The sequence below is a fragment of the Paraburkholderia sp. UCT70 genome, assembly GCF_050434085.1.
GTDB lineage: Bacteria > Pseudomonadota > Gammaproteobacteria > Burkholderiales > Burkholderiaceae > Paraburkholderia > Paraburkholderia tuberum.
Map to the genome: position 1 here is coordinate 1023292 of NZ_JBNPVZ010000002.1, position 22937 is coordinate 1046228.

At 65.3% G+C, this 22937-nt stretch carries 25 protein-coding genes; 19 read left to right on the forward strand and 6 right to left on the reverse strand.

Features of this window, described 5'->3' with window-relative positions:
• The 3 genes from OKW41_RS06960 to OKW41_RS06970 all read right to left on the reverse strand — a co-directional run bounded on the left by OKW41_RS06960 (position 1) and on the right by OKW41_RS06970 (position 2726).
• The gene (locus OKW41_RS06960; protein WP_429571989.1) at positions 1 to 927 is read right to left on the reverse strand and encodes an NAD(P)-dependent methylenetetrahydromethanopterin dehydrogenase; all 927 of its coding nucleotides are present in this window, start codon (positions 925 to 927) and stop codon (positions 1 to 3) included.
• Positions 928 to 1029: 102 nt separating this feature from the next.
• Positions 1030 to 2055: a beta-ribofuranosylaminobenzene 5'-phosphate synthase family protein gene (locus OKW41_RS06965; protein WP_429571990.1), complete on the reverse strand. Its 1026-nt coding sequence runs from the start codon at positions 2053 to 2055 to the stop codon at positions 1030 to 1032.
• Positions 2056 to 2327: 272 nt separating this feature from the next.
• A complete protein-coding gene (locus OKW41_RS06970; RefSeq protein WP_090809095.1) occupies positions 2328 to 2726 on the reverse strand; it encodes a 4a-hydroxytetrahydrobiopterin dehydratase in 399 nt (132 codons plus the stop codon).
• A gap of 419 nt (positions 2727 to 3145) precedes the next feature.
• Between OKW41_RS06970 and OKW41_RS06975 the strand changes: the two genes are divergently transcribed.
• The 12 genes from OKW41_RS06975 (at position 3146) to OKW41_RS07030 (ending at position 14841) form a co-directional block, all read left to right on the forward strand.
• Positions 3146 to 4963: a methanol/ethanol family PQQ-dependent dehydrogenase gene (locus tag OKW41_RS06975; RefSeq protein WP_429571991.1), complete on the forward strand. Its 1818-nt coding sequence runs from the start codon at positions 3146 to 3148 to the stop codon at positions 4961 to 4963.
• A 164-nt stretch (positions 4964 to 5127) separates the two neighbouring features.
• Positions 5128 to 5547 (forward strand): c-type cytochrome, encoded by a 420-nt coding sequence (locus OKW41_RS06980; protein WP_429445736.1) that lies wholly within the window; start codon positions 5128 to 5130, stop codon positions 5545 to 5547.
• A gap of 31 nt (positions 5548 to 5578) precedes the next feature.
• Entirely contained in the window at positions 5579 to 6490 is a 912-nt protein-coding gene (locus OKW41_RS06985; protein WP_429445738.1) for a substrate-binding domain-containing protein, read from the forward strand.
• On the forward strand, positions 6487 to 7257 hold the full coding sequence (locus OKW41_RS06990; RefSeq protein ID WP_429445740.1) for a hypothetical protein: 771 nt from the start codon (positions 6487 to 6489) through the stop codon (positions 7255 to 7257). The genes OKW41_RS06985 and OKW41_RS06990 overlap by 4 nt, the downstream gene beginning before the upstream one ends.
• A gap of 5 nt (positions 7258 to 7262) precedes the next feature.
• Entirely contained in the window at positions 7263 to 8267 is a 1005-nt protein-coding gene (locus OKW41_RS06995) for a LysR family transcriptional regulator (RefSeq protein WP_429571992.1), read from the forward strand.
• A gap of 255 nt (positions 8268 to 8522) precedes the next feature.
• The gene (locus OKW41_RS07000; RefSeq protein ID WP_429571993.1) at positions 8523 to 9545 is read left to right on the forward strand and encodes an AAA family ATPase; all 1023 of its coding nucleotides are present in this window, start codon (positions 8523 to 8525) and stop codon (positions 9543 to 9545) included.
• A gap of 20 nt (positions 9546 to 9565) precedes the next feature.
• Positions 9566 to 10465, forward strand: a complete 900-nt coding sequence (locus OKW41_RS07005; RefSeq protein ID WP_429571994.1) for a DUF58 domain-containing protein — start codon at positions 9566 to 9568, stop codon at positions 10463 to 10465.
• The gene (locus tag OKW41_RS07010) at positions 10462 to 11385 is read left to right on the forward strand and encodes a calcium incorporation protein MxaA (RefSeq protein WP_429571995.1); all 924 of its coding nucleotides are present in this window, start codon (positions 10462 to 10464) and stop codon (positions 11383 to 11385) included. Before OKW41_RS07005 ends, OKW41_RS07010 begins: the two co-directional genes overlap by 4 nt.
• Positions 11382 to 12368, forward strand: a complete 987-nt coding sequence (locus OKW41_RS07015; protein WP_429571996.1) for a vWA domain-containing protein — start codon at positions 11382 to 11384, stop codon at positions 12366 to 12368. The genes OKW41_RS07010 and OKW41_RS07015 overlap by 4 nt, the downstream gene beginning before the upstream one ends.
• Positions 12365 to 12910, forward strand: a complete 546-nt coding sequence (locus OKW41_RS07020) for a tetratricopeptide repeat protein (protein WP_429571997.1) — start codon at positions 12365 to 12367, stop codon at positions 12908 to 12910. Before OKW41_RS07015 ends, OKW41_RS07020 begins: the two co-directional genes overlap by 4 nt.
• On the forward strand, positions 12907 to 13902 hold the full coding sequence (locus OKW41_RS07025; RefSeq protein ID WP_429445749.1) for an MxaL protein: 996 nt from the start codon (positions 12907 to 12909) through the stop codon (positions 13900 to 13902). Before OKW41_RS07020 ends, OKW41_RS07025 begins: the two co-directional genes overlap by 4 nt.
• A gap of 378 nt (positions 13903 to 14280) precedes the next feature.
• On the forward strand, positions 14281 to 14841 hold the full coding sequence (locus OKW41_RS07030; protein WP_429445750.1) for a hypothetical protein: 561 nt from the start codon (positions 14281 to 14283) through the stop codon (positions 14839 to 14841).
• 36 nt (positions 14842 to 14877) lie between these two features.
• On the opposite strand, the gene OKW41_RS07035 is transcribed toward OKW41_RS07030, so the two are convergent.
• A complete protein-coding gene (locus tag OKW41_RS07035; RefSeq protein ID WP_429571998.1) occupies positions 14878 to 15852 on the reverse strand; it encodes a GlxA family transcriptional regulator in 975 nt (324 codons plus the stop codon).
• Between the two features lie 158 nt (positions 15853 to 16010).
• Between OKW41_RS07035 and OKW41_RS07040 the strand changes: the two genes are divergently transcribed.
• The 6 genes from OKW41_RS07040 to OKW41_RS07065 all read left to right on the forward strand — a co-directional run bounded on the left by OKW41_RS07040 (position 16011) and on the right by OKW41_RS07065 (position 20555).
• Positions 16011 to 16688 carry a DJ-1/PfpI family protein gene (locus tag OKW41_RS07040; protein WP_429571999.1) on the forward strand — a complete coding sequence of 226 codons (678 nt, stop codon included), beginning with the start codon at positions 16011 to 16013 and terminating at the stop codon, positions 16686 to 16688.
• Between the two features lie 107 nt (positions 16689 to 16795).
• Positions 16796 to 17236, forward strand: a complete 441-nt coding sequence (locus OKW41_RS07045; RefSeq protein WP_429445756.1) for a zinc-finger-containing protein — start codon at positions 16796 to 16798, stop codon at positions 17234 to 17236.
• A 263-nt stretch (positions 17237 to 17499) separates the two neighbouring features.
• Positions 17500 to 18906: a selenium-binding protein SBP56-related protein gene (locus OKW41_RS07050; protein ID WP_429572000.1), complete on the forward strand. Its 1407-nt coding sequence runs from the start codon at positions 17500 to 17502 to the stop codon at positions 18904 to 18906.
• Complete coding sequence (locus OKW41_RS07055; RefSeq protein WP_429572001.1) at positions 18903 to 19586, forward strand: hypothetical protein; 684 nt, start codon at positions 18903 to 18905, stop codon at positions 19584 to 19586. The genes OKW41_RS07050 and OKW41_RS07055 overlap by 4 nt, the downstream gene beginning before the upstream one ends.
• A 126-nt stretch (positions 19587 to 19712) precedes the next feature.
• A complete protein-coding gene (locus tag OKW41_RS07060; RefSeq protein WP_018437257.1) occupies positions 19713 to 19865 on the forward strand; it encodes a DUF6496 domain-containing protein in 153 nt (50 codons plus the stop codon).
• 27 nt (positions 19866 to 19892) lie between these two features.
• Positions 19893 to 20555 carry a UdgX family uracil-DNA binding protein gene (locus tag OKW41_RS07065; protein ID WP_429445762.1) on the forward strand — a complete coding sequence of 221 codons (663 nt, stop codon included), beginning with the start codon at positions 19893 to 19895 and terminating at the stop codon, positions 20553 to 20555.
• Here OKW41_RS07065 and OKW41_RS07070 read toward each other — a convergent pair.
• Both OKW41_RS07070 and OKW41_RS07075 read right to left on the reverse strand, forming a co-directional pair.
• A complete protein-coding gene (locus OKW41_RS07070) occupies positions 20547 to 21458 on the reverse strand; it encodes a DUF72 domain-containing protein (protein ID WP_429572002.1) in 912 nt (303 codons plus the stop codon). The two genes, OKW41_RS07065 and OKW41_RS07070, sit on opposite strands and share 9 nt — an antisense overlap.
• A 62-nt stretch (positions 21459 to 21520) precedes the next feature.
• Entirely contained in the window at positions 21521 to 21754 is a 234-nt protein-coding gene (locus OKW41_RS07075; protein ID WP_187629707.1) for a DUF2795 domain-containing protein, read from the reverse strand.
• Between the two features lie 240 nt (positions 21755 to 21994).
• Between OKW41_RS07075 and OKW41_RS07080 the strand changes: the two genes are divergently transcribed.
• Positions 21995 to 22933, forward strand: a complete 939-nt coding sequence (locus OKW41_RS07080; RefSeq protein WP_429572003.1) for an NADP-dependent oxidoreductase — start codon at positions 21995 to 21997, stop codon at positions 22931 to 22933.
• The last annotated feature ends 4 nt before the right edge of the window (positions 22934 to 22937 follow it).

Here is a 22937-nt window from a genome sequence, read left to right on the forward strand (position 1 = left end):
TCAGCCGAGACCGGCCGCGACCGCGCGGGCCTCGTCGTAGGCTTCAGGGAAGCCCAGGTAGACCGGCTTACCACCCGTGCGCATGCGCATGAAGAGGCGATGCTCGACCTGATATTTGACGTTGCCGATCGCCAGCGCGCCGATGCCGACCGCGCCCGCGTTCGGCACGCCGTCGATCGGCTTGCCGTCGTTCATCACGTTCACGCCGGCGATCCCTTCGGGCGGCACCGCGTTGACGTCGGCGGCGACGAGTAGGCGCTTCGCATGCACGAGGTCGTCCCTGCCGACCACCTGCGCACCCGCGACGGCGGTGGCGAGCACGATTTCCGCGTCGGCGAGCGCGCCGCGCAGTTCGTCGGGCGTCGTGGCGCCGATGCCGTTCGTGAAGATGCCGAAGCGCTTGTTGACTTCGGCCGAGGCCCCGAGCGCGCGATTGCGGTCGTGGTGGCTCGCGATCGTCACGTCGGCGCCGCGCGACGCGGCGATCGCCGCCGCGATGCGCCCGACCGCGCCCGTTCCGCCGAGAATCAGCACGCGCTTGCCGCCCAGCTCCACGCCGTGCTGTTTGCCCAGATGCCGCTCGACCAGCGCGACGAGCGCGGCCGCGGTCGTGTACGAACCGCTCGGATCGGCGAACACCGAGACCTCGAACGGCGGGACCATCGCGCGGCGCGCGGTGTCGAGCATGTCGGCGGCCTGCATCACGTCCCGTCCGCCGATGAAGATGCCGGTGCGAGACACCCCTTTCGGGCCGCGCGAGAAGATCGCGTCCTGCGTCAGATTCGCGACCATGCCCGCTTCGACGTTGCAATACGGCACGATGACCTGATAGCCGGCGTCGGCGGCCATGTTGACGTCGAACGGACTCATCTGCGGCGTGGCCGTGAACATGTGCAGGATGTAGGGCCTTTCAATGGTTTCTGACATGGCAGGGCTCGTTTTAGTGGCAATCTCGGGGACGGCGCAAGACAAAGCCGCGCCGCTCGTGGCAGCGCCTTACGTAAGCGGCGGCCTGAGCGGTGCAGCGCATCATGCGGCGTCGATGTGCGGCGCGCGCGCCTCGGCGCCGCTGATCGCCGCGCCGCTGTTGCGGCCCGCGGCGACGCTGCATTCAATATGCGGCAGCGCGCTCGCGACGGCGCGCGCGGTCGCGAGCGCGCGGTCGGCCTCGCGCGCGCTCGCGAGCACCGCGAAGCCAGTCGGGCCCCACGAGGTTTGGCCGATGCCGGCGGTGCGTTCGGCGGCGACCGCGCGCAGCACGCGCTCGACGTCGGGACTCGCGAACACGCCGCCTTGCGCGCTCGCGAAATATTCGCCGATGGTCTGCTGCAGCTCGGTGAGGCCGTGCGCGAACGGCGCGAAGTTATGTTCGGCGGCGCCGGGCAGGATCTGCATCAGCACCAGATGGCACAGATGCGCGGCGAGCCGCTGCGGAAACGGCGCGAGCGATGCGAGCGCGCTGCGTTCCTCGGTACCGTGCAAGCCCTCGCGGCTGTTGTCGCTGACGAGCAGCACGCGCCACGGCTGCGGAAACGGCTGGCGCGACAGCAGCGGCGGCATGCTCTGGCGCAGATCGCGGGGCGGGCCGCCATCGAGCAGCAGGCCGCCGCACTCGAAGCCGAGTATGCCGATGCCGGAGCGGGCGCCGCGACCGAGCAGACTCGCGAGCTCGGCGCTCCTCGCCGGCTGGCCGACGAGGCGCGCGAACGCGGTGCCGACCGCCAGCGCCAGCTGCGTGCCGGAGCCGAGGCCGGTGTGTGCGCGTGGCGCCTCCAGCACGTCGATCGCGAGTGTCGCCGGTCCATAGGCAGCCTGCAGCCGCGCGAGACTCAGCGCGATGCGCTCGCGCTCGGCCTCGCTGGCCACGCCGCCGATCTGCTCGCGTTCGGCGAGCCGAGCTTCGATCCGCGTGCCGTGCGTATCGATGACGAGCCCCAGGCTGCCGAACGCACGCCCGAGCGACGCGTTCGGATCGAGAAAGCCCAGATGCAGCCGCGCGGGCGCATCGATCGTGATGGGGGCGCGTGGCGGCAGGCGGCGGAGCTGAAGCGGCATCTCGAGTGTCCTCAGGTGTCCTTGCGGGTGCACAAGACCGGGTTCGGCCGCGAGGCGTCCGCAACGCGTCGCGGGTTCCAGCGATAGTGCGCCCGGCGACGTCAAGCGAAAGCCGTACCAGGCACGCGCAACGGCGCCGCCGCGGGTTCGGCCCATTGGAACCTCTAAACGGGCACGCCTCGCCCCACGCGGTTTCGCCGCCGCATGGACGCTGTGTGACGCCGAAGGCGCACTGTGTCACGCGCTGTTTCATCCGGCGACAGGAACGCGTGTCAACTGCCTTGTGCGGGTTTGGGCGCGTCGTACTTGATATAGCGGAAGCGCTGATCGTCGGCGGGCGTGCCTTCGAGCGGGCCGTCCTCGAGCCCGGGCTGCCAGTGGACCACCGATTCGATCTTCGTCGCGAGCGCGAAGTCCTTGTCGGTGATGCCCTTGGCGCTGTGCGTCTTCAGCTTCACGGTCACGAATGCGTACGAGACCGTCAGATCGGGGTGGTGCCAGGCGGCTTCCGCGAGGTGGCCGACGGTGTTGACCACCATCAGCGTTCCCTTCCAGCCCTCGGTGCGGTATTTGCGCCGCAGCCAGCCATCTTCCAGATACCAGTGCTGCAGCGGACCGACGAGGCGCTGCTGGATCTCTTCGTCGGTATAGACGTGCTCGGTGTTTGCCATGGCTGTTGCTCCTCGAATGCGCGAATCGATCGCCGAACGAAGCATCGTTGCAAGTGACAGGCCCGTGCCGCGGCGTGTGATTCGCAAAGGACACGATTCGTATCACGCAAGTGACACAGTATGTGCCGCATCGCGTGACGCAGGGCCCTTCAGCTTACCGCCATGCAAGCATCGGCGTGCAACGCCCGAGTGCCGCGACACGTCGCGCGTGCCGAGTCGCCGGGCCAGCGCAGCCAATAGCGGCGAACGTTGCCGCTATTCCGGCATGGAATATGCGTCGGCCGTTCATGCGTCGCGAAGCCCGACATCGAATCGGGATAGCGCGTTAATCGTTACCTGCACTCGAGAAGGCGCGCACGATGCGATGAGGTAGCGTGGGTCATTCGTGAGTTGAACAGCAGGACAATTCTGGAGGGGACATGAACTTACGCACTGTAGTTCTTGGGCTCGCGATCCTCGCATCCGCAGCCTTTGGCTCTCTGGCTGCGCAGGCCGATTCGCAGCTCGACGGACTGATGAAAAACCCAGCCAACTGGGCGACCCAGGCGGGCGATTATGCGAATCACCGCTACAGCCCGCTCAAGCAGATCAACGAGAACAACGTCGGCAAACTGCAGGTCGCATGGACCATGTCGACCGGCGTGCTGCGCGGCCATGAAGGCGCGCCGCTCGTGATCGGCGACACGATGTATATCCACTCCCCGTTTCCGAACAAGGTTATTGCGGTCAACCTGAAGGATCAGACATTCCTCTGGCAGTATCAGCCGAAGCAGGATGAACAGGTCGTCTCCGTGATGTGCTGCGACACCGTCAATCGCGGTCTCGCATATGGCGACGGCAAGATCTTCCTGCAGCAGGCCGACACCAAGCTCGTCGCGCTGAACGCGAAGACGGGCGAGGTGGTGTGGAGCGCGCAGAACGGCAATCCGAAAGCCGGTGAAACCAACACCAACGCGCCGCACGTATTCGGCGACAAGGTGCTGACCGGCATCTCGGGCGGCGAGTTCGGCGTGCGTGGACGTCTGATCGCGTACGACATCAAGACCGGCAAACCGGTCTGGACCGCGTACAGCACGGGCCCCGACAACGACATGCTGCTCGACCCGCAAAAGACGATGACGTACTCCAATGGCCAGATGGTGCCGGTGGGCGCGGATTCGTCGGTGAAGTCGTGGAAGGGGGACCAGTGGAAGCTTGGCGGCGGCACCACGTGGGGCTGGTATGCGTGGGATCCGAAACTCAACCTTGTCTACTACGGTACTGGCAATCCGGGCACATGGAACCCGACGCAACGTCCGGGCGACAACAAATGGTCGATGTCGATCTTCGCGCGCGACCTGAATACCGGCACGGCTAAATGGGTCTACCAGATGACGCCGCACGACGAATGGGACTATGACGGCGTCAACGAAATGATCCTGTCCGATCTGACGATCAATGGCAAGCAGGTGCCCGCGATCGTGCACTTCGACCGGAACGGCTTCGGCTATACGCTCAATCGCGTAACCGGAGAGCTGCTGGTCGCGCAGAAGTACGACCCGGCGGTGAACTGGGCCGACCGTGTCGATCTGAAAAGCGGCCTGCCGATCCGCAACGCGGCGTACTCGACGCAGGCGGCCGGGTCCGATCACAACGTGAAGGGCATCTGCCCGGCGGCACTCGGTTCGAAGGACCAGCAACCGGCGGCGTACGATCCGAACTCGCACCTGTTTCTCGTGCCGACCAACCACGTCTGTATGGACTATGAGCCGTTCGATGTCGACTACGTGTCGGGACAGCCGTATGTCGGCGCCACGCTGTCGATGTATCCGGGCCCGAACGAGGGCAACTCGATGGGCAACTTCATCGCGTGGGATGCGAGCAAGGGCAAGATCGTCTACTCGAAGCCGGAGAGGTTCTCGGTGTGGTCGGGTGTGCTGGCGACCGCGGGCGGCATCGCGTTCTACGGCACGCTGGAAGGCTACCTGAAGGCGGTGCGCATCAAGGACGGCAAGGAATTGTGGCGCTTCAAGACGCCGTCGGGAATCATCGGCAACGTCTTCACGTATGAGTATCAGGGCAAGCAGTACGTCGGCGTGTATTCGGGCATCGGCGGCTGGGCCGGCATCGGCATGGCGGCAGGTCTGGAGAAGCCGACCGAAGGTCTGGGTGCGGTCGGCGGCTACAAAGATCTCGCGAAGTACACCGCGCTCGGCGGCACGCTGTTCGTGTTCGCGATTCCTGGCGAAAAGAGCTGAACGAACGGCTGAAATGAAAGGCTGAACGAGCGGGGCGGCTTGAACAGGCACGGCCGCCCCGTCAGCCTCGCGCAAGCATTGAATCACCCCCAGATCGCGCCCGTTGATGGATGCGTCGATGACACGCATCGGGGCGCGGCTTATTCCCAGATGGAGACATGTGCATGAAAGGCCGATCTATCCTGTTGCTCACCGTGTTGCCCGCAGCGCTCGTCGCGCTGCCCGTCGGATACGCGCAGAACAATCCTTCGATTGCGCAGGTCGCGTACAAGGTGGTCGACGGCACCAAGGTGGACAGTAATACGCTGCAGGGCTGGAAGACGTGGCGAGCGCTCGCTTGCGAACGCTGCCACGGCGCGCAGCAGCAGGGCATGGTCGGGCCGTCGCTGATCGACGCGTTCAAGACGCTGGACAAGACCGAGTTTCATCGCACGGTGTTCGGCGGCCGGGTGGACAAGGGCATGCCCGATTTCAGCACGAGCCAGATGATGCAGAAGAACTGGGAAAACCTCTACGCGTACCTGAAAGGGCGCTCCGATGGACAGATCAAGCCGGGCGATCTGCAGGCCATCGACGCCAAATAACGCCGTGTCGTCATTCTTCCGGAGGCTCACGATGCGTGATAAGAGAAGCATGTCCGTGCATGTCAGCGTGATCGCGGCCGCGTTGTGTGGCGCGGCGCTCGCGAGCGCCGCGGTCCGGGCGGACGGCCCCGCGCTGCCGAACAACGACGGCGCGGACGGCGTGCTCAGGGTGTGCGCGGACCCGAACAACATGCCGTTGTCGAACGACAAGGGCGAGGGCTACGAGAACCGCATCGCGGCCCAGATGGCGAGCGACTTCGGCTACAAGCTCGAATACACGTACTTTCCGCAGCGCATGGGCTTCGTGCGCCACACACTGCGCGAGAAGGAGGACGGCAGCGAGCGCTATCGCTGCGACCTGATCATCGGCGTGCCGAAGGGCTATGACATGACGTCGACGACGCAGCCGTATCTGCGCTCGACCTACGCAATGGTGCTGCCGAACCGCCCCGAGTTCGCGAGCATCAAGACGCCCGACGACCTGCTGAAGCTGCCGCCCGATCAACTGCACAAGCTGCGCTTCGGCATCTTTTCGCAAACCCCCGCGGTGGACTGGCTGCTCGGCCACAACCTGATCGACCAGGCGGTGTCGTACCAGGTGCAAAGCGGCGATCCGGCCGTGTACCCGGGCCAGATGATCGAACACGACCTGCACGCGGGCAACGTGGACGTGGTGTTCCTATGGGGGCCGATTGCGGGCTACTTCGCGAAGCGCGCCGGTGATTCGGTCAGACTCGTGCCGTTCCCACCGGGGCCGGGCATCCGCTTCGACTACACGATTTCGATGGGCGTGCGCTACGGCGAGAAGGACTGGAAGGACAAGGTGGATCAATGGATTGGCGCGAATCACGACAAGATCGACAGCATCCTCGCGACCTACCAGGTGCCGATGCTCAAACCGGTCGACGCGCCGGCGGGCAAGCCTGGCGACGCGTCGCAATGACGCGCGCGCGCGGCGCCTGGCTGCGCGCGGCACGCGCCGCGCTGATGGGCACGCTGTGTGTGCTGTGCCTCGCGCCAGCCGCCGCGCGTGCGGCGAGTCCGGCGTCGGCGCCGGGCGGCGACGAGATCACGCCGGCCGAGCGGCTGATTTTTCTGAGCGATCATCTGCACGGCGTCGCCGCGCAGACCGAACTCGACTACGCGCTGATCGATTCCGGGCAACCGTCTCGCAGTGCCGATGTCGTCAAGGTGCTGGTGCTGAGCGAGAACAACGCGAAAGGCGACGCACAGGTGTCCGACCATAGCGGCAGCGTGAACCTGCCGATCGGCGGCCTGCAGTGCAATCCGGCAATCATTTATTTTCTCGAACACGACATCGCGGAGATGCAGGGTCTCACCGGCGGGCAGCGCCGCTATTTCCAGCAGCGTCTGCGTCTCGCGCTCGCCGCGGGGCCGCAGATCGACAGCGTGCCGAGCGAGGTCGGCGGCAAGCCGGTCAGCGCGCGGCGCATCGTCGTGCAGCCTTATCTGAACGATCCGAACGCGGAGCGCTTCGCACAATACACGGGCAAGCGCTACACGTTCCTGCTCGCAGACGGCGTGCCGGGCCAGGTCGTGCAGATCCGCACCGACGTGCCGGGCCCCAACAACGACTTTGCGCATCCGGCGCATACGGAGTCGTTGAGCTTTCAATCGGCACTGAACAAGTTGCCTTCGGGCAAGGCGCCGGCGAAACCGTCATCGAATGCGCCGCGAGCGAGTCGCTGAATCAAATGCAGAATGCGAGTTTCGCGACGAACCGGGTCAAGCTGAATTTCGTTCGCACGCTGACCCTACGGCAGTTGCAGATTTTCGTCGTCGCGAGCCGCTATACGAGTTTCGCGCGCGCGGCCGAGGAGCTGCATCTGACGCAGCCGGCGGTGTCGATGCAGATTCATCAGCTCGAAGAGGCGGTCGGCCTGCGGCTGTTCGAGCGCATCGCGCGCAAGCTCGCGCTGACCGAAGCGGGCGAGGTGCTGACCCATCACGCGAGCCGCATTCTCGGCGAAATCAAGGACACCGAAGACGCGATGATGTCGCTGAAGCAGGCCGACAGCGGCTCGATCAACGTGGGCATCGTCAGTTCGGCGACCTACTTCGCGCCGAAACTGCTGGCGATGTACTCGCATCTATACCCGAAGGTCGACGTGCACTTCTCGGTCGGCAATCGCGACGCGTTGCTGCGTCTGTTGCAGGACAACGCGATCGATCTCGCGATCATGGGCCGCCCGCCGCCCGAACTCGATACGACGGCCGAGCCGCTCGCGAGTCATCCTCAGGTGGTGATCGCGCCGCTCGATCATCCGCTGTGCGGCGCGCGCCGCTTCGATCTGCAGGAGTTGCACCGCGACACCTTCCTGCTGCGCGAGCCGGGCTCGGGTACGCGCATGGCCGCCGAGGCGATGTTCCGGCAGCATCTGTTCACACCCGCGAAAACCGTCACGCTCGGCAGCAACGAAACGATCAAGCAGGCGGTGATGGCGGGCATGGGCGTGAGTCTGATCTCGCTGCATACGTTGCAGCTGGAGTTGCGCACCGGCGAGATCGCGCTGCTCGACGTGAACGGCACGCCGATCGAACGCACGTGGCAGGTCGTGCACCTGCGCACGAAGCAGCTTTCGCCGACCAGCATGATGTTCCGGCAGTTTCTGCTCGACCATGCGGCGGTGCATCTGGAGCAGGAATATGCGCAGTTTGCAGGGGTGTTTGCGAAACCGCCGGTCGGCGCGGAGCGGTAGCGTCATGCGCGCGTTGCGCGACTGCGCTCGTCGGCTTGCTGGTGGACGACGCGTCCCAGGCAGCGTCGATGGCACAGTCTGTACCCGGCTGTCGTGACAGGCTGCCAACTTTTCGCATTCGATTTAACTCTTGGGTCCCTTGCGCACGATCGGCATAAACCATGCTTGAACGGAAGGCTGGCGAGCGCTTGAAGCGCGTCGACGTTCGAGCGTCGTGCAAATAAACGCCAGCCACCACGGAAGGGGATCGCAGCGATGGTTTCTGGCGAGCAGCTCCAGGATTGGCGTTCTCACGCCCAGCAGATCGAAAACGAAGTCGCGAGAGTCGTCGTCGGTCAGCAGCAAACGCTGAGGCTCATCAACGTCGCGTTGTTCGCACGCGGCCACGTGCTGCTCGAAGGCGGTGTCGGGGTCGGCAAGACGACCGTGTTGCGGGCGTTCGCGCGCGTGGTCGGCGGCGATTTCGAGCGCGTCGAAGGGACGATCGATCTGATGCCGGGCGACCTCGTCTATCACACCTACGTCGATGCCGACGGCAAGCCGCGCATCGAACCGGGCCCGCTGCTGCGCCACGGCGAGCAGCTGACCACCTTCTTCTTCAACGAGATCAATCGCGCGCGTCCGCAGGTGCAATCGCTGCTGTTGCGCGCGATGGCCGAACGTTCCGTGTGGGCGTTCGACCGCGAGCACCGCTTTCCGCACATGACCGTATACGCCGACCGCAACAAGGTCGAGAAGGAAGAGACCTTCGAGCTCGCGTCGGCGGCGCGCGACCGCTTCCTGTTCGAGCTGAACATGCCGACGCCGGCCGACGAGGAGGCGCGGCGCAGCCTCGTCTTCGACACGAGGTTCCATGACGTCGACGGCCTGCTCGCGCAACTGACTCCGTCGACCGTGCCGTGGGAACAGTTGAACCGGATCGGCGCGGCGATCCAGCAGGGCGTGCAGGCGAGCGAGACGATCGAGCGCTACGTGCACGACATCTGGCAGGCGACGGAAACGCCGGCGCGCTTCGGCATCGCGCTCGACGGCGTCGACATGGAGCAGCTGATTCTCGCGGGCGCAAGTCCGCGCGGCATGAGCGCGCTGCTGCGGGCGGCGCGCGTGGTCGCGTGGCTCGCGGGACGCACGCATCTGCTTCCGGAGGACATTCACGAAGTGCTGCTGCCGGCGCTGGGGCATCGCGTGTTCTTCACGCCGATCTACGAGCTACGCCGCCAGGAGCTGGCCGAGGCGCTGATCGCGCGGATCGTCGCGAACGTCGCCGTGCCTCGCTGACCGGCGGCGCGCGCACCACGATGAACGACACCGCGGAATTCCACTACCGTCTGCCGATGCGCGCGGCCGGCGCGCGGCCCGGCTCGCATCCGGGCTCGAGCTTCGGCTCGGGTCAGCAGTTCGCGATGCACGGCCGGTTGTTCGACTACCCGGACCCGCGCCGGCTCGATCTGCGCGCGAGCTTGCGCGCGGCGCGCGACGAGTGGCTCGTGCGCGTGCATTTGCAGCGCGTCGCGGTGCCGGTGTTCGTGATCGTCGACGTATCGGCGTCGATGCGGTTCGGCAGCCGTAAAACGAAGCTGGAGGTCGCCGCCGATTTCGTCGAAGCGCTCGGCCATAGCGCGTTCCGGGTCGGCGACCGGCTCGGCATGCTGGCCTTCGATGGCGGCGAACGCGACGATCTGTTCATGCCGGCGCGCACGGGGCGGGGCACCGGCTCGCTGCTCGCGAGCATGCTGCGCGAACGCGCCGATGAAACGGCTGATCGTCAGGCGAATGGTCAGGCAGAACGTCAGGCCGGACACGCGGCCGTGGAAGGATTGCGGCGTTGCGCGATCCGTATCGCTGGACGCCAGGCGCTCGTGTTCGTCGTGTCCGATTTCCACTGGCCGCTCGCGCGACTGTCGTCGGTACTCGACATGCTGGTGCATGCGTGCGTGGTGCCGATGGTCGTGTGGGACGCGGCCGAGATCACGCCGCCGCACCACGCGTCGCTGCTGGCCGTCAACGATGCGGAGTCCGGCGAGGAGCGTCGCGTGTGGCTTTCCCGCGATGTGCGCGAGCGCTGGAGCGAAGGCGTCGCGCGCCGTCGCGACGAACTCGCCGCGGGGTTCGGCGCGCGCGGCATCCGGCCGTTCTATGTCGAAGGCGCGTTCGATCCGGAAGCGATGTCGCGCTACTTTCTGGAGATGACGGTATGAGCGCGCGCGGTGTGCGCGGTGGCGTCGCTCGTCGGGCGGCGCTGCATATGCTGATCGCATCGCTCTGCGGCGCCGCGAGCGCGACGGCCAGCGCCGCCGCGGTGACCGCGCTCGTTCAGGAGCCGCGCGCGTTCGGCTATGTGCTCGGCGATGTGCTGACGCAGCGCGTGCTGCTGGAGGCCAACGATCGGGACATCGGCGCGGTCACGCCGCCTTCGGTCGGACGCACGGGCGTGTGGCTCGAACGTCGGCCCGTGACGCTCGAAACCGATGCCAACGGCCGCAAGTGGATGGTGATCGCGTATCAGGTCGTCAACGCGCCGCAGACGCTCACGCAGATCACGTTGCCCGCGTTGACGTTGACGTCGGCAGCGGGCACGCAATTGCAGGTCGCCGAATGGCCGGCGAGCATCGGACCGTTGACGCCGCAAACCGCGTTCGCCGCAGGGGATTTGCAGCCGCTGCGGCCCGATCGTCAGGCACCCATGCTGGGCACGGCCGGCTGGCGTCGGCAGATCGCGTGGGCGCTCGGCCTGCTGCTCGTGACCCTGCTCGCGTGGGCGAGCTGGTGGTGGGCGCGCAACCGACGCGAGGCGGCACGGCTGCCGTTCGCGCGTGCATGGCGGCAGATGCAACGGCTGCCGGAGGCGCCCGCTGCTTCATCGAACGATGCGTGGGTCTGCCTGCATCGCGCACTGAACGAAACCGCCGGCCAGGTCGTGCATGCGGCTTCGCTATCCGCGTTGCTCGCGCGCGCACCCTATCTGCAACCGCTGCGCGCGCAGCTCGAACGTTTCTATCTGGCGTCGTCCGAGCGCTTTTTCACACCGGCGCCGAAGGCCGTCGGGAATCCCGGCGAGCTTTCGTTGCACGCGCTGTGCCGTGCGTTGTATCGGGCGGAGAGGCGCCATCAGCGATGACCATGAGCCTCGATTTCGCCCTGCCGTGGATGCTGGTGCTGCTACCGCTCGCCGCGCTGCCGCTGCTGCGGCGACGCAGCGACACGCTGGTGTTTTCGAGCGTCGCGTGGCTGCCCGCCGACGATCTCGGGCGCGCGGCCGGCCGGCTCGTACGCGGCGGCGCGGCACTGGCGATCGCCGCGATCGTCGTCGGGCTGGCGGGGCCGGGGCGCTCGCAGTTGCAGGTGCTGCGCACCGGCAGCGGCGCGCAGATCCTGATCCTGATGGACCGCAGCGCGAGCATGGACGAGCCGATGGGCAGCAAGGGCGTCGAGGCGCCGCGCGGCGACTCCAAGAACCACGTGGCGCGCGCCGCGTTGACGCGCTTCGTCGAGCAGCGGCCCAACGACCGGCTCGCGTTCATGATGTTCGGCACCAACCCCGTGCTGGCGATGCCGTTCACGTACAACCATCGCGTGATCGAGGCCGCTGTCGCGGCGACGGCGATTGGCCGTGGCATGCCGGACACCGAGCTCGATCGCGGCATGCTCGCGGCGATCGCGCAGTTCGACGGGCGCCTGTCGTCGGGCCGCCGCGCGATCGTGCTCGTCTCCGATGGCGGCGCGTTGCTCGACGAAACGATGCAACGGCGCATCGAGGCGGGACTGCGACGCAACCGGATCGCCCTGTACTTCATCTACTTGCGCAGCAGCGTCTTCAGTCCCGATCTGAACGCGACGCAGCCCGTCAGCGGAACCTCGGCCGAAGCGCAGCTGCATCGCTTCTTTCTGACGCTCAGGACACCGTATAGGCTGTTTCAGGCCGAAGACCCGAAGGCGATGATGGCGGCGATCGCGGAGATCAACCGGCAGCAGAACGCGACGACGACGTTCGTCGAGCATCTGCCTCGCCAGGACCTGAGTCTGTACTGTTTCGCGCTCGCGCTGTTCTGTTCGGCGCTGCTGGTGCTGCTGCACCAGTTGCAGGTCAGGAGCTGGGCATGAAGCGCACGCTGATCCATACGCTGTTCGGCACCGTGGCGATCTGTTGCGCCGCGTGGGCCGCGTATGGCTTCGTTCGTCTGCAGCACGCGGAGCGCGTCGATCAGGCCATTCTCGCGACGAACGCCGCTTCGCGCGACCAGGCTGCCGGCGACGACGCGCGCGAGGTTCAACTGGCCCGCGCGATAACGCTGTCGAAAGCGGGCGCGTATGACGCGGCGGCGCGGCTCTATAACGGTCTGATCCCCGAGGGCGGCCCGCCTGACGAAGTCGGCCGCGCGGCGCTGTTCGATCTCGGCAACCTGTACCTGCGCGAAGGCAGCGGCGACACGGCGCAGACGGTCAGGTCTCTCGCGATGATCGGTGAGGCCAAGGCGCGTTACCGTCTCGCGCTGCGCGCGGCGCCCGACGATTGGGACGCGCGCTACAACCTCGAGCGCGCGCTGTGGCTTGCGCCGGAAACGCCGTCCGCGCTCGCCGGGCCGGATGTGAAAGAGCAGCACAACGTCAAGCTGCGTGACCCGCAGAGCCAGGACTTGCCATGAGCGGCGTCTCGCGCGAGCGCGGCTTCGCAAGATGGCGTCACGCGTTGACGCCGCTCGCGCTCGTCGCATTGATCGCGGCGGTTGCGATGCCGGATGTCACTTTGCCGCGCAACACGTTCAACTACATCGTGACGTTCGATATCACGCAAAGCATGGACGTCGAGGACGTGGTGCTCGACGGCGCTCCGGTCAGCCGGCTCAAATTCGCGCAGGCCGCGATGCGCGACGCGCTCGGGCGCTTGCCGTGCGGCTCGAAGGTCGGCTGGAGCGTGTTCACGGGGCAGCGGGTGTTGCTGCTGATGGCGCCGGTCGAAGTCTGTGGCAACTACGACGCGCTGCTGGTGTCGCTCGAGGGCATCGACGGGCGCATGCGCTGGACCAACTGGAGCCGCATTGCCGAGGGCGGTGTGTATTCGGCCGTGCGGGTCGCGCAGGAGGTCGGCGGCGGCGCGGCCATCGCGTTCGTCACCGATGGTCAGGAGGCGCCGCCGGTATCGGCGTCGCGCCCGCTGATGGAGGGCATCAATGCCGCGCGAATCAGGGGCTGGCTGATAGGCGTCGGCGGCGACCAGCCCGCGGCCATTCCGAAGACCGACGCCAACGGTAACCGGATCGGCTACTGGCAGGCCGACGACGTGATCCAGGTGCCGCCAACGCCAGGCTCCGGTGTCGAGGCGCAAACGCACGAGGAGTTGTCCGAATTGCGCGGCGAGTACCTTGCGTCGGTGGCGGGGCAGACTGGCCTCGACTACCGGCGCCTGCTGAACGTGACGTCGTTCGGCGATGCGCTGCTCGATGCGCGCTTCGCTCGCCGCGAACCGGTGCCGACCGATCTGCGCTGGTGTCCAGCGCTGCTCGCGTTGCTGCTGCTCGTCGCGCGCTTCATGCCGGATGCCGTTCTCGCATGGCCGCGCGCCTGGCGAAAGCGCATTCGAACGATCGTATTGCTCATCGCGCCGGCATTCAATAGCCGGCCGACACGAGTCGACTGACTCACGCGAGCGCGACCGTTGGCGCCGCAACGGTTGAAGGTGCAGGTATCCAATCGAGCCGCGTAGTTGCTTGCGAAACCTCGCAAGAGTTGCCGGGATCGACCGACTCACGAGGCTTGCGCCAGAAGCTTTTGCCGGTCTTCGAGGCCGGAGAGCGTTTCCAGGAATCATTCTCAATCGGTCCACTTCGACGTCGACTCCAGCGCTGAGTCGCGAAGGCGCATGCGCTCGCCACACACGCGAGATACCTCACACTTTGACCTAGCAGTACGCCAATGACTGACTACAATGTCTGAATGCAAGCGACGCTGCAAGGCGCTCGGTTCGACGGGAGCGCCATGTCATGTGACATTTCAATTCCTTCACTGGAGGCATGCGATGACGTGCCAAAACGAGAGGATTGTCGGAGCGGTACTCGTCTTGATGAGCGGCTACGCGTTTGCGGGCGGCCCCTTTGGCGATGTGCCGCAAGCGATGATGGTCGCCAACATCGTCGCGTCGCCCGTCGAAGTCGTGCCGCCGATTCCCGAGCCTCGGCGCTACTTCGAGCAGCAGCGCTATGCGATGGAGTATCACGGGGATCAGGGCAAGCCGTTCTTCGCGCAAATGGAGAATTACTATAGTGTGGACGTGACGCGCGATGTCCAGCTCGGCACGGCGAAGGCATTGGTGTCGTCCGGACCGGAGTTCGCACCGGTGTCCGAACCGGGTGCAAAACCTGCCGCGCAAAATGCTTCGAATCCTTTGCAACTGGGTCCATCTACCGCGCCGCAATTGTCCATCGTTCAGATGAACAGTTCAGTGTTGTCGATTGGCGCGTCACCGCAGCGACGCTTGTCCTTGACGATCGACGACTGGGTGTTCTCCGGCACCGCGCGCGTCGCGATTCTGCATTCTCACGATACGGGCGCGACGCTGATCGTCAAACGTCGCTACTGAGTGATGTCGGACGGCCGCGCATGTCACGTCGACGAGTCACGTCGACGAAAAGCGCTCGCGATACACCTGCGGCGCCACGCGCAGCTGACGCACGAAGCTGCATCGCATCGTTTCCTCGCGGCCGAATCCACACCGCGCCGCGATTCGTTTGATCGACCAGGATGTCTCGCTTAGCAAGCGCTGTGCCGCTTCGATGCGCAACTGCTCGACCGCGCGGGCCGGCGTGCGGCCCGTTTGCGCCTTGTAGTGGCGCATGAAGCTGCGCTCGCTCATATGAAGCCTTCGCGCGAGCGCGGGTACCGACAGGTCGGATGCGAGATGCGACGTCATCCATGCATGCAATTCGCCGAAACGGTCGTCGGCATGTTGCAGCGACAGCATCGCGCTGAACTGCGACTGACCCCCCGGCCGCTTCAGAAACACGACGAGCTCGCGCGCGACATCGAGCGCCAATGCGCGCCCGTGATCCTCTTCGAGCATGGCCAGCGCGAGGTCGATGCCGGCGGTGACGCCCGCCGATGTCCAGATAGCCCCGTCGCGAATAAAGATTGGATCGGCTTCGACGCGCAGTTGCGGATACGCCTGCGCGAGTTCGTCGCAACGCCCCCAATGCGTGGCGACGCGGCGGCCGTCGAGCAGTCCCGCCTCGGCGAGCAGGAACGCACCCGAGCAGACCGAGGCGACGCGTCTGCAATCCGGCGCATGGCGCTGCGTCCAGCGGATCAGACGCTGATCGGCCGATGCCTGACGAATCCCCCAGCCGCCCGGAACGATCAGCGTATCGACCGGCGCTTTCACCGAGCGTAGCGAACCGGCGAGCACCGCGAGTCCCGACGACGACGTGACGGGCCCGGCTTCGGCTGCCACGACGCGGGGTGAGTAGAGTTCGTCGAGCCCACGCTGCGCGACGAGTTCATTGGCGGACGCAAATACCTGCAGCGGACCGCTGACGTCGAGCAGTTGCATGTTGGGGAAGGCGAGCAGCACGATGGAGGGGGGAGCGCTGGACATGTCGTGTGTAATAGGGGCTGTGAGAGAGCGCGCGCGCGTGGCAGAAAAACTGGGGTTTATGGCAGTCTTGCCAAAGCCTACGCGCATAGAATCAATACGTCCACCTGGAAGACGCGGCGGATCACGTGTTTCGATTTCTCCCTGAATAAGGTATCCATATGAACCTGCAAATCGGTTTTCTGGTGTTTCCGAAAGTACAGCAACTCGATCTGACTGGCCCGCACGACGTACTTGCATCGTTGCCGGGCGCCACGATGCATCTGATCTGGAAGACACGGGAGTCCGTGGTGTCGAGTAACGGGCTCGTGCTGACGCCGAGCACGACCTACGAAAGCTGCCCGCCGCTCGACGTGATCTGTGTGCCAGGCGGAAGCGGCGTGACCGATCTGTTGCAAGACGAGCAAACGATCGACTTCGTTTGCCGACAGGCCGCCAGCGCGCGCTACGTGACGTCGGTCTGCACCGGCGCGTTGCTGCTTGGCGCGGCCGGCTTGCTGCGCGGGCGGCGCGCGACGACTCACTGGGCGTTTCACTCGCTGCTTGAACCGCTCGGCGCGATACCGACACATGCGCGTGTGGTCCGCGATGGCAATCTGATTACCGGCGGCGGCGTGACGGCGGGCATCGATTTCGGGTTGACCGTCGCGGCCGAACTGGCGGGCGTAGAAGAGGCGCAGGCGATCCAGCTCGAACTCGAATACGCGCCAGCCCCGCCGTTCGACGCGGGCGATCCGGCGTTGGCGCCGCAAGCGTTGGTGGAACTGGTCCGGCGACGGTCGGCGGAAGGCCTGGCCGCGCGGCGCCGGGTAGTGATGGAGATCGCGGAGAGAGGCTAAGTTTTGCATGCGGGTACGGCCATTCCATTAAACTGTGTGGCTCTACCCGTTTCCGCCAGTCCGATTGATGCGATGAAGTACGGCGAATTTTCCCCGGGGCACTCCCCATGCGCGTAGGCAAGCCCGTCAAGGCACTGCCGCAGCCGTCATGCGACTACTGCGGCAACCGTGCGTTGCTCGCGCGTTACGGCGACGAGTCCTACCCCTATCGCAGCGATCAAGGGCCGCTGTGGATCTGCACCGCATGTCAGGCGTGGATCGGCATTTATTCGCGCAGCAAACACAACCTGCCGCTGGGCCGCCTCGCCGACGCGACGTTGCGCGAGTCGAAGAGCAAGCTGCACGATGCGCTCGAACCGCTCGTTGCCGGGAAGGTGCGCCGCGATGGTGTCAACGCGTTCGAAGCCCGCTCGAAAGCGATCCGGTGGGTCGCGACCGAGCTTGGCTTCGATCCGGTTCCGGCGAGCATTCACGCGTTCACGCCCGAGCAGTGCGAACAGGCGCTGCGTTATGTCGAGGCCTTTGTCGAGGCTCGGCGTGCGAGATAGCGTGATATCCCCAAGCGGCTAGCATCCTTCATTCCTCCAATACCACCCCGCCATACCGCCTTCCCCGCGCCTCTTCACCCCCACCAAATTGGCAGCTCTCGTGCGATGCGGCCCGGCAGTCGGATCGAACCTGCGTTCGGGTGCATATTTGCGGTTGCGTCCGTCGCTATCGTGAACTACAAACTAAAGTTACGCGCTGGCTCGATTTTTGGCGGGCCGGGCTTCCGTTCAGAACCGTTCAGAACGACAGGGAGAGTGCCGTCATGGGAATGCGCCCCGATCCTACCTTTCATGCATCGCCGAAGCTCGCGATGGATGCGCCGGCGGAAGAATACGCGTACACGGTGCTGCTAAGTCCGGACTCCTCGCAGCCCGACGCGCTCGCCGTGATCGACGTGAAGCCCGGTTCGCCGACTTATAGCCAGGTGGTCCACGCGGTGCCGGTGCCGAACAAGGGCGACGAATTCCATCACTTTGGCTGGAACGCGTGTTCGTCCGCGTTGTCGCCGTTGACAGGCCACGCGTTTCTGGAACGTCGCTATCTGATCATTCCGGGCATGCGCTCGTCGCGCATCTATATCGTCGATACGAAGCCGCATCCGACCCAGGCGAAGATTCACAAGATCATCGAGCCGGAGGAAATTTTCCGCAAGACCGGCTATTCGCGTCCGCACACCGTGCATTGCGGACCGGAGGGCATCTACGTGAGCACGCTCGGCGGTGGGGGCAAGGACGGCACCGACGGGCCGCCCGGAATCTTCATCATGGACTGCCAAACATTCGAAGTGCTGGGCCGCTGGGAAATCGAGCGTGGCGCGCAGGAAAAGCATTACGACTTCTGGTGGAATCTGCCGCGCGATTACATGGTGTCAACCGAATGGGCGCTGCCGCCGCAATTCGAAAACGGCATCGTGCCCGAAGACCTGCTCGCGAACAAATACGGCCACCGCGTGCACTTCTGGGATCTCCGCGCGAGGCGCAACGTGCAGACGCTCGATCTCGGCGCGAATCATCAGATGGCGCTCGAAGTGCGGCCCGCGCACGACCCGAGCCGCGAGTACGGCTTTATCGGCGTCGTGGTCGATACGACGAATCTGGAAGGGTCGATCTGGACCTGGTGGCGCGAAGGCGGCCACTTCCACATCGAAAAGACCGCGACCATTCCACCGGAGCCCGCGCATGCCGACGAATTGCCGCCGCTGCTGCAAGGTTTCGGCGCGGTGCCGCCGCTCGTCACCGACATCGATCTTTCGATCGACGATAAATTCCTCTACGTCTCCTGCTGGGGCACCGGTGAGATGCGCCAGTACGACGTGAGCGAACCGCGCAAGCCGAAATTGACGGGCTCGGTGCACATCGGTGGAATCGAACGTTGCACACCGCATCCGAACGGCAAGGCTTTCGCCGGCGGCCCGCAGATGGTCGAGATCAGTCGCGACGGCAAGCGCATCTACTGGACCAACTCGCTCTATTCGACGTGGGACGACCAGTTCTACCCGGATGGTGTGCCCGGCGTGCAAGTGATGGCGCATGCCGACCCCAATGGCGGTCTCGAGCTCGCCGAAGATTACTTCGTCGAGTTTCCCGCCGGCTATCGCGCGCACCAGATTCGCCTCGAAGGCGGCGACTGCTCGACCGATTCGTTCTGCTATCCCTCGGTGGGCGTTTGAGCGGCGCGGTGTCGCCGCAAGCGGCACTGTGGCTGGCCGTCCTCGCGAGCGGTGTGTATCACGGACTCAATCCGGCGATGGGATGGCCGCTCGCGGTGTCGAACGCGCTGATGCAGCGGCGCTCGCAAGCGCTGGTCGTAGCGCTTCTTTATCTCGCGGCGGGGCACGCGCTCGCCATATTGCTGTTGATGCTGCCGTTCGCGATGCTGGCCGGTGTGCTCGCGTGGCAGCGTCAGATGCAGATCGGCGCCAGCGTGCTGGTGATCGGCTTCGGTCTGGTGTTGCTGATGCGCCGGCGCCATCCGCGCGTACTGGCGAGAATTCCGCCGTCGCGGCTCGCGCTCTGGTCGTTCGCGGTGGCGATCGCGCACGGCGCTGGCTTGATGCTGGTGCCGATCTACCTCGGTCTGTGCCGCGCAGACGCAATGGACAGCGCGCACCAAGCCGCCCAAACGCTGATCGAAGCGAGTCTGCGCATGGCGCTGTCGGTCTCCGCGGTGCATGCGGCCGCGATGACGATGGCCGGCGGCGTGCTCGCATGGCTCGTTTATCGCTACCTCGGGCTCAGGTTCGTGTCGCGCAGCTGGTTCAATCTCGATGCGGTGTGGGCGTCAAGTCTGATTCTGGTGGGGGGCGTGTCGCTGGCGTTGAACGCGGTGGCAGCGGGCGTTTCCGGTTGATTTCGACGCGGCCGATCCGGCCTATGAGGCTCCCGGGCACAGCATATGCTGCGTAGCTTCGGTGCAGGGACTCCATTCCGTGCGGGTCCTGATTTTTCCTCTCGTCATCTACACCCGGAGAAGATCATGCCGCTGAAGAAAGGGACATCGAAAGAGACCGTGTCGCACAACATCAAGACCGAGTCGAAGCATGGCAAGCCGCACAAGCAGGCTGTCGCGATCGCGTTGAATCAGGCGCGCAAGTCGGGCGCGAAGATTCCGAAGAAGAGTGAGAAATGAGCTGCTTCAGCACGCGCGGTCGTACCCATGACCGACAGGCCGCAGAAAAAGCGCGCGCATGACGACCCGCAATCGGAGCCAGCGGATGTCGAACCCGATCAGCATCCGGCGAAGCTCGACGATTGCCGCCGTTGCGCGCTCTGGCGCAATGCGACTCAGGCCGTGCCCGGCGAAGGGCAGCGGCATGCGTCGATCGTGCTGGTCGGCGAGCAACCCGGCGACATGGAAGATCTGCAGGGCAAGCCCTTCGTCGGGCCCGCCGGCGCGTTGCTCGACAGCGCGCTCGAAGAAGCGGGCGTCAAGCGTAACGACGTCTACGTGACGAACGCCGTCAAGCATTTCAAGTGGATCGCGCGAGGCAAGCGTCGCTTGCACAAAACGCCCGCTCAGCGTGAAGTGGATGCTTGCGGCTACTGGCTGGAGCAGGAACTCGACATGCCGCATGTGCGCGTGGTCGTGGCACTGGGCGCGACCGCGTTGAAAGCGGTTGTTCACGACTCGCACGCGCGCTTGCAGGACGCGTTCGACAAAACGCTCGAGCGCGGCGAGCAACGCGTGGTCGCGACGTACCATCCGTCGTTTGCGCTGCGCGCGCCGGACCCTGAAACGCGTCGCGAGGTGTACGAACGCATCGTCGCAGCGTTGCGCACCGCACAGAAGCTGGCCCACGGCGGCAAGCGCTCAGGATGACGCCGGCGCGTGCGTCGCTCGTAATCCGAGGCCTTTCATCAATCGTTGTGCGTCGAACGGCGCCCGAGCTTTTACATCGTTGTCGAAGTAGCAGTAGACGTCTCGCGCGGCTCGGCGAGGCGGCCGGAGTTGCGGCGCGATCAATCGCGCGTCGGCCGGTTGCGAGCCGCCGCGCCATGCATCGATTCGCTCGGCCCATCGTTGCAGAGCGTCGTCCCCATACGAACCCGAGTATTTGGCTTCGCTGCCGTGCAGGCGAATATAGACGAAGTCCGCCGTCAGATCTTCGGCGACGGGCCACGGTTCGGTGGAATCTGAAACGACGAGCGCGAGCCCGTATTGCCGAAGCAAGGTCACGAACGCCGGATCGACAAAGCTCGCGTGGCGCACTTCGACCGCGTGACGCAACTTCCGCTTGCGATCGATGTCGACATAAGGCGTCTTGACACGCGCATCATGGTGCTTCGCCAGCGCCGATGCGCTCGCGATGTCGGACGGCAACACGCTCAGAAAGCGCTCCATTGCCTCGGGCTCGAATCGGAACGACGGCGGAAATTGCCATAGGATCGGACCAAGCTTTTCGTTCAACGCGAGTAGCCCCTGCGCGAAGAAGTTCGCGATGCCGACACGTGCGCTCGCATCGCGAAACCGCAGCATATGAGTCAGATAGCGCGCGCCTTTGATGCCAAACACGAAGCCGTCAGGCGTTTGCGCGTACCAACGCTGCCAGCTATCGAGCGATTGAAGGCTGTAATGCGTGCCGTTGATTTCGATCGTGCCGAATAGCGCCGACGCGTACTGTAATTGCGCTGCATGTTTGAGATCCTCTGGGTAAAAGCTGCCGCGCCAACCTTGGTAGCGCCAGCCGGAAATGCCGATACGCACATCGCCGGTTTTCTTCATTCGCGCGTCGGGTCCGGCGGAATGACGTTCGGAGTCCGGCTCCGACTCGACGGATCGCAGCGTCATTGAATACGCGCGATTTGCTTCGCCACCGCGGCCGGGCTGTCGAAATTGTGATCGGGCAGACGGTCGACCAGATCGACGATGTCGGTATTCGCGTGATTTTTGCGCGCCTGCGCGACCAGCTTTTCGCGTGTGGTCGGGTAATTCACACCACTGAGTGCTTTTTCGACGTCAGCGGGATTCGGCTGACCGGGGTGGCGGTGATCCTGGGAATGGGCGGGGTGCTGTGACATGGTTCCTCCTTGAATGAGTACATCACGACTGCGCGCCTACCGGTACCTGTCGCATATGTCGTGCCTCGGCGCGCGGTGGTCGTGATCACCCGGACACGGCCGTCACGTCCACACGAGCAGCACGCGTGCCCGTCGCGCACGTCGTGCGGATGAAAAAGAACCCAGCGATGAGGAACGCGGCTTGCGCGCAGCCCGCAAGGTAGCGCTGCTGACACAGGACCTTTCGAGGAGAAGGCCATCATGAGCACGATGCTCGCATATCGCATTCACCGCTTCGGCGGTCCCGAGGTGTTCAAGGCCGAGAAGATCGAGATCCCCGAGCCTGGCGCCGGCCAGGTGCTGGTGCGCGTGCGCGCGGCCAGCGCCAATCCGGTGGACCTGAAGACGCGCTCGGGCCAGTACCCGTTGATTCGCGAAGAGAAGCTGCCCTATACGCTGGGGCGCGATTTTTCCGGAGTGGTCGAACGGGTCGGCGAGGGCGTCGGGCAATGGCGCGCGGGCGAGCAGGTGTATGGCTTCGTTGGCCAGGGACAGGGTGCGTACGCGGAATTCGTCGTCGTGCCCGCGAGCGCGCTAGCGCATGCGCCGGAAAAACTGGATGTGGGGTCCGCGGGCGCCGTGCCGCTCGCCGCGTTGACCGCATGGCAGGGCCTGTTCGATCACGGCTGCCTCGAAGCGGGCGGCCGCGTGCTGATCCATGCGGGCGCGGGCGGCGTTGGACATTTCGCCGTGCAGTTCGCCAAGCAAAAGGGCGCGCAAGTGTACGCTACGGCGTCCGGCGACGGCATCGAGTTCGTGCGCTCGCTCGGTGCGGATCGCGTGATCGACTATCACGCGCAGCGCTTCGAAGACGTCGCGCGCGACATCGACCTCGTGTTCGATCTGATCGGCGGCGATACGCAGCGCCGCTCGTGGTCGGCTGTGGCGTCCGGTGGCGCGCTGATCTCGACGCTCAACGAGCCGTCGCAGGCCGAGGCGTCGAGCCATGGCGCACGGGCCACGCGTTATACCGCGCGACCCGACGGCCGGCAATTGACGGAGATCGCGTCGTTGCTCGACAAGGGCAGCGTGCGTGTGGTGGTCGCCGAACGGTTTGCGTTCGATGCGACGGCCAAGGCGCTGGAACGGCTCGCGAAAGGCCACGTGCGCGGCAAGATCGTGGTGGAGGTGGCGTCGTAGTACG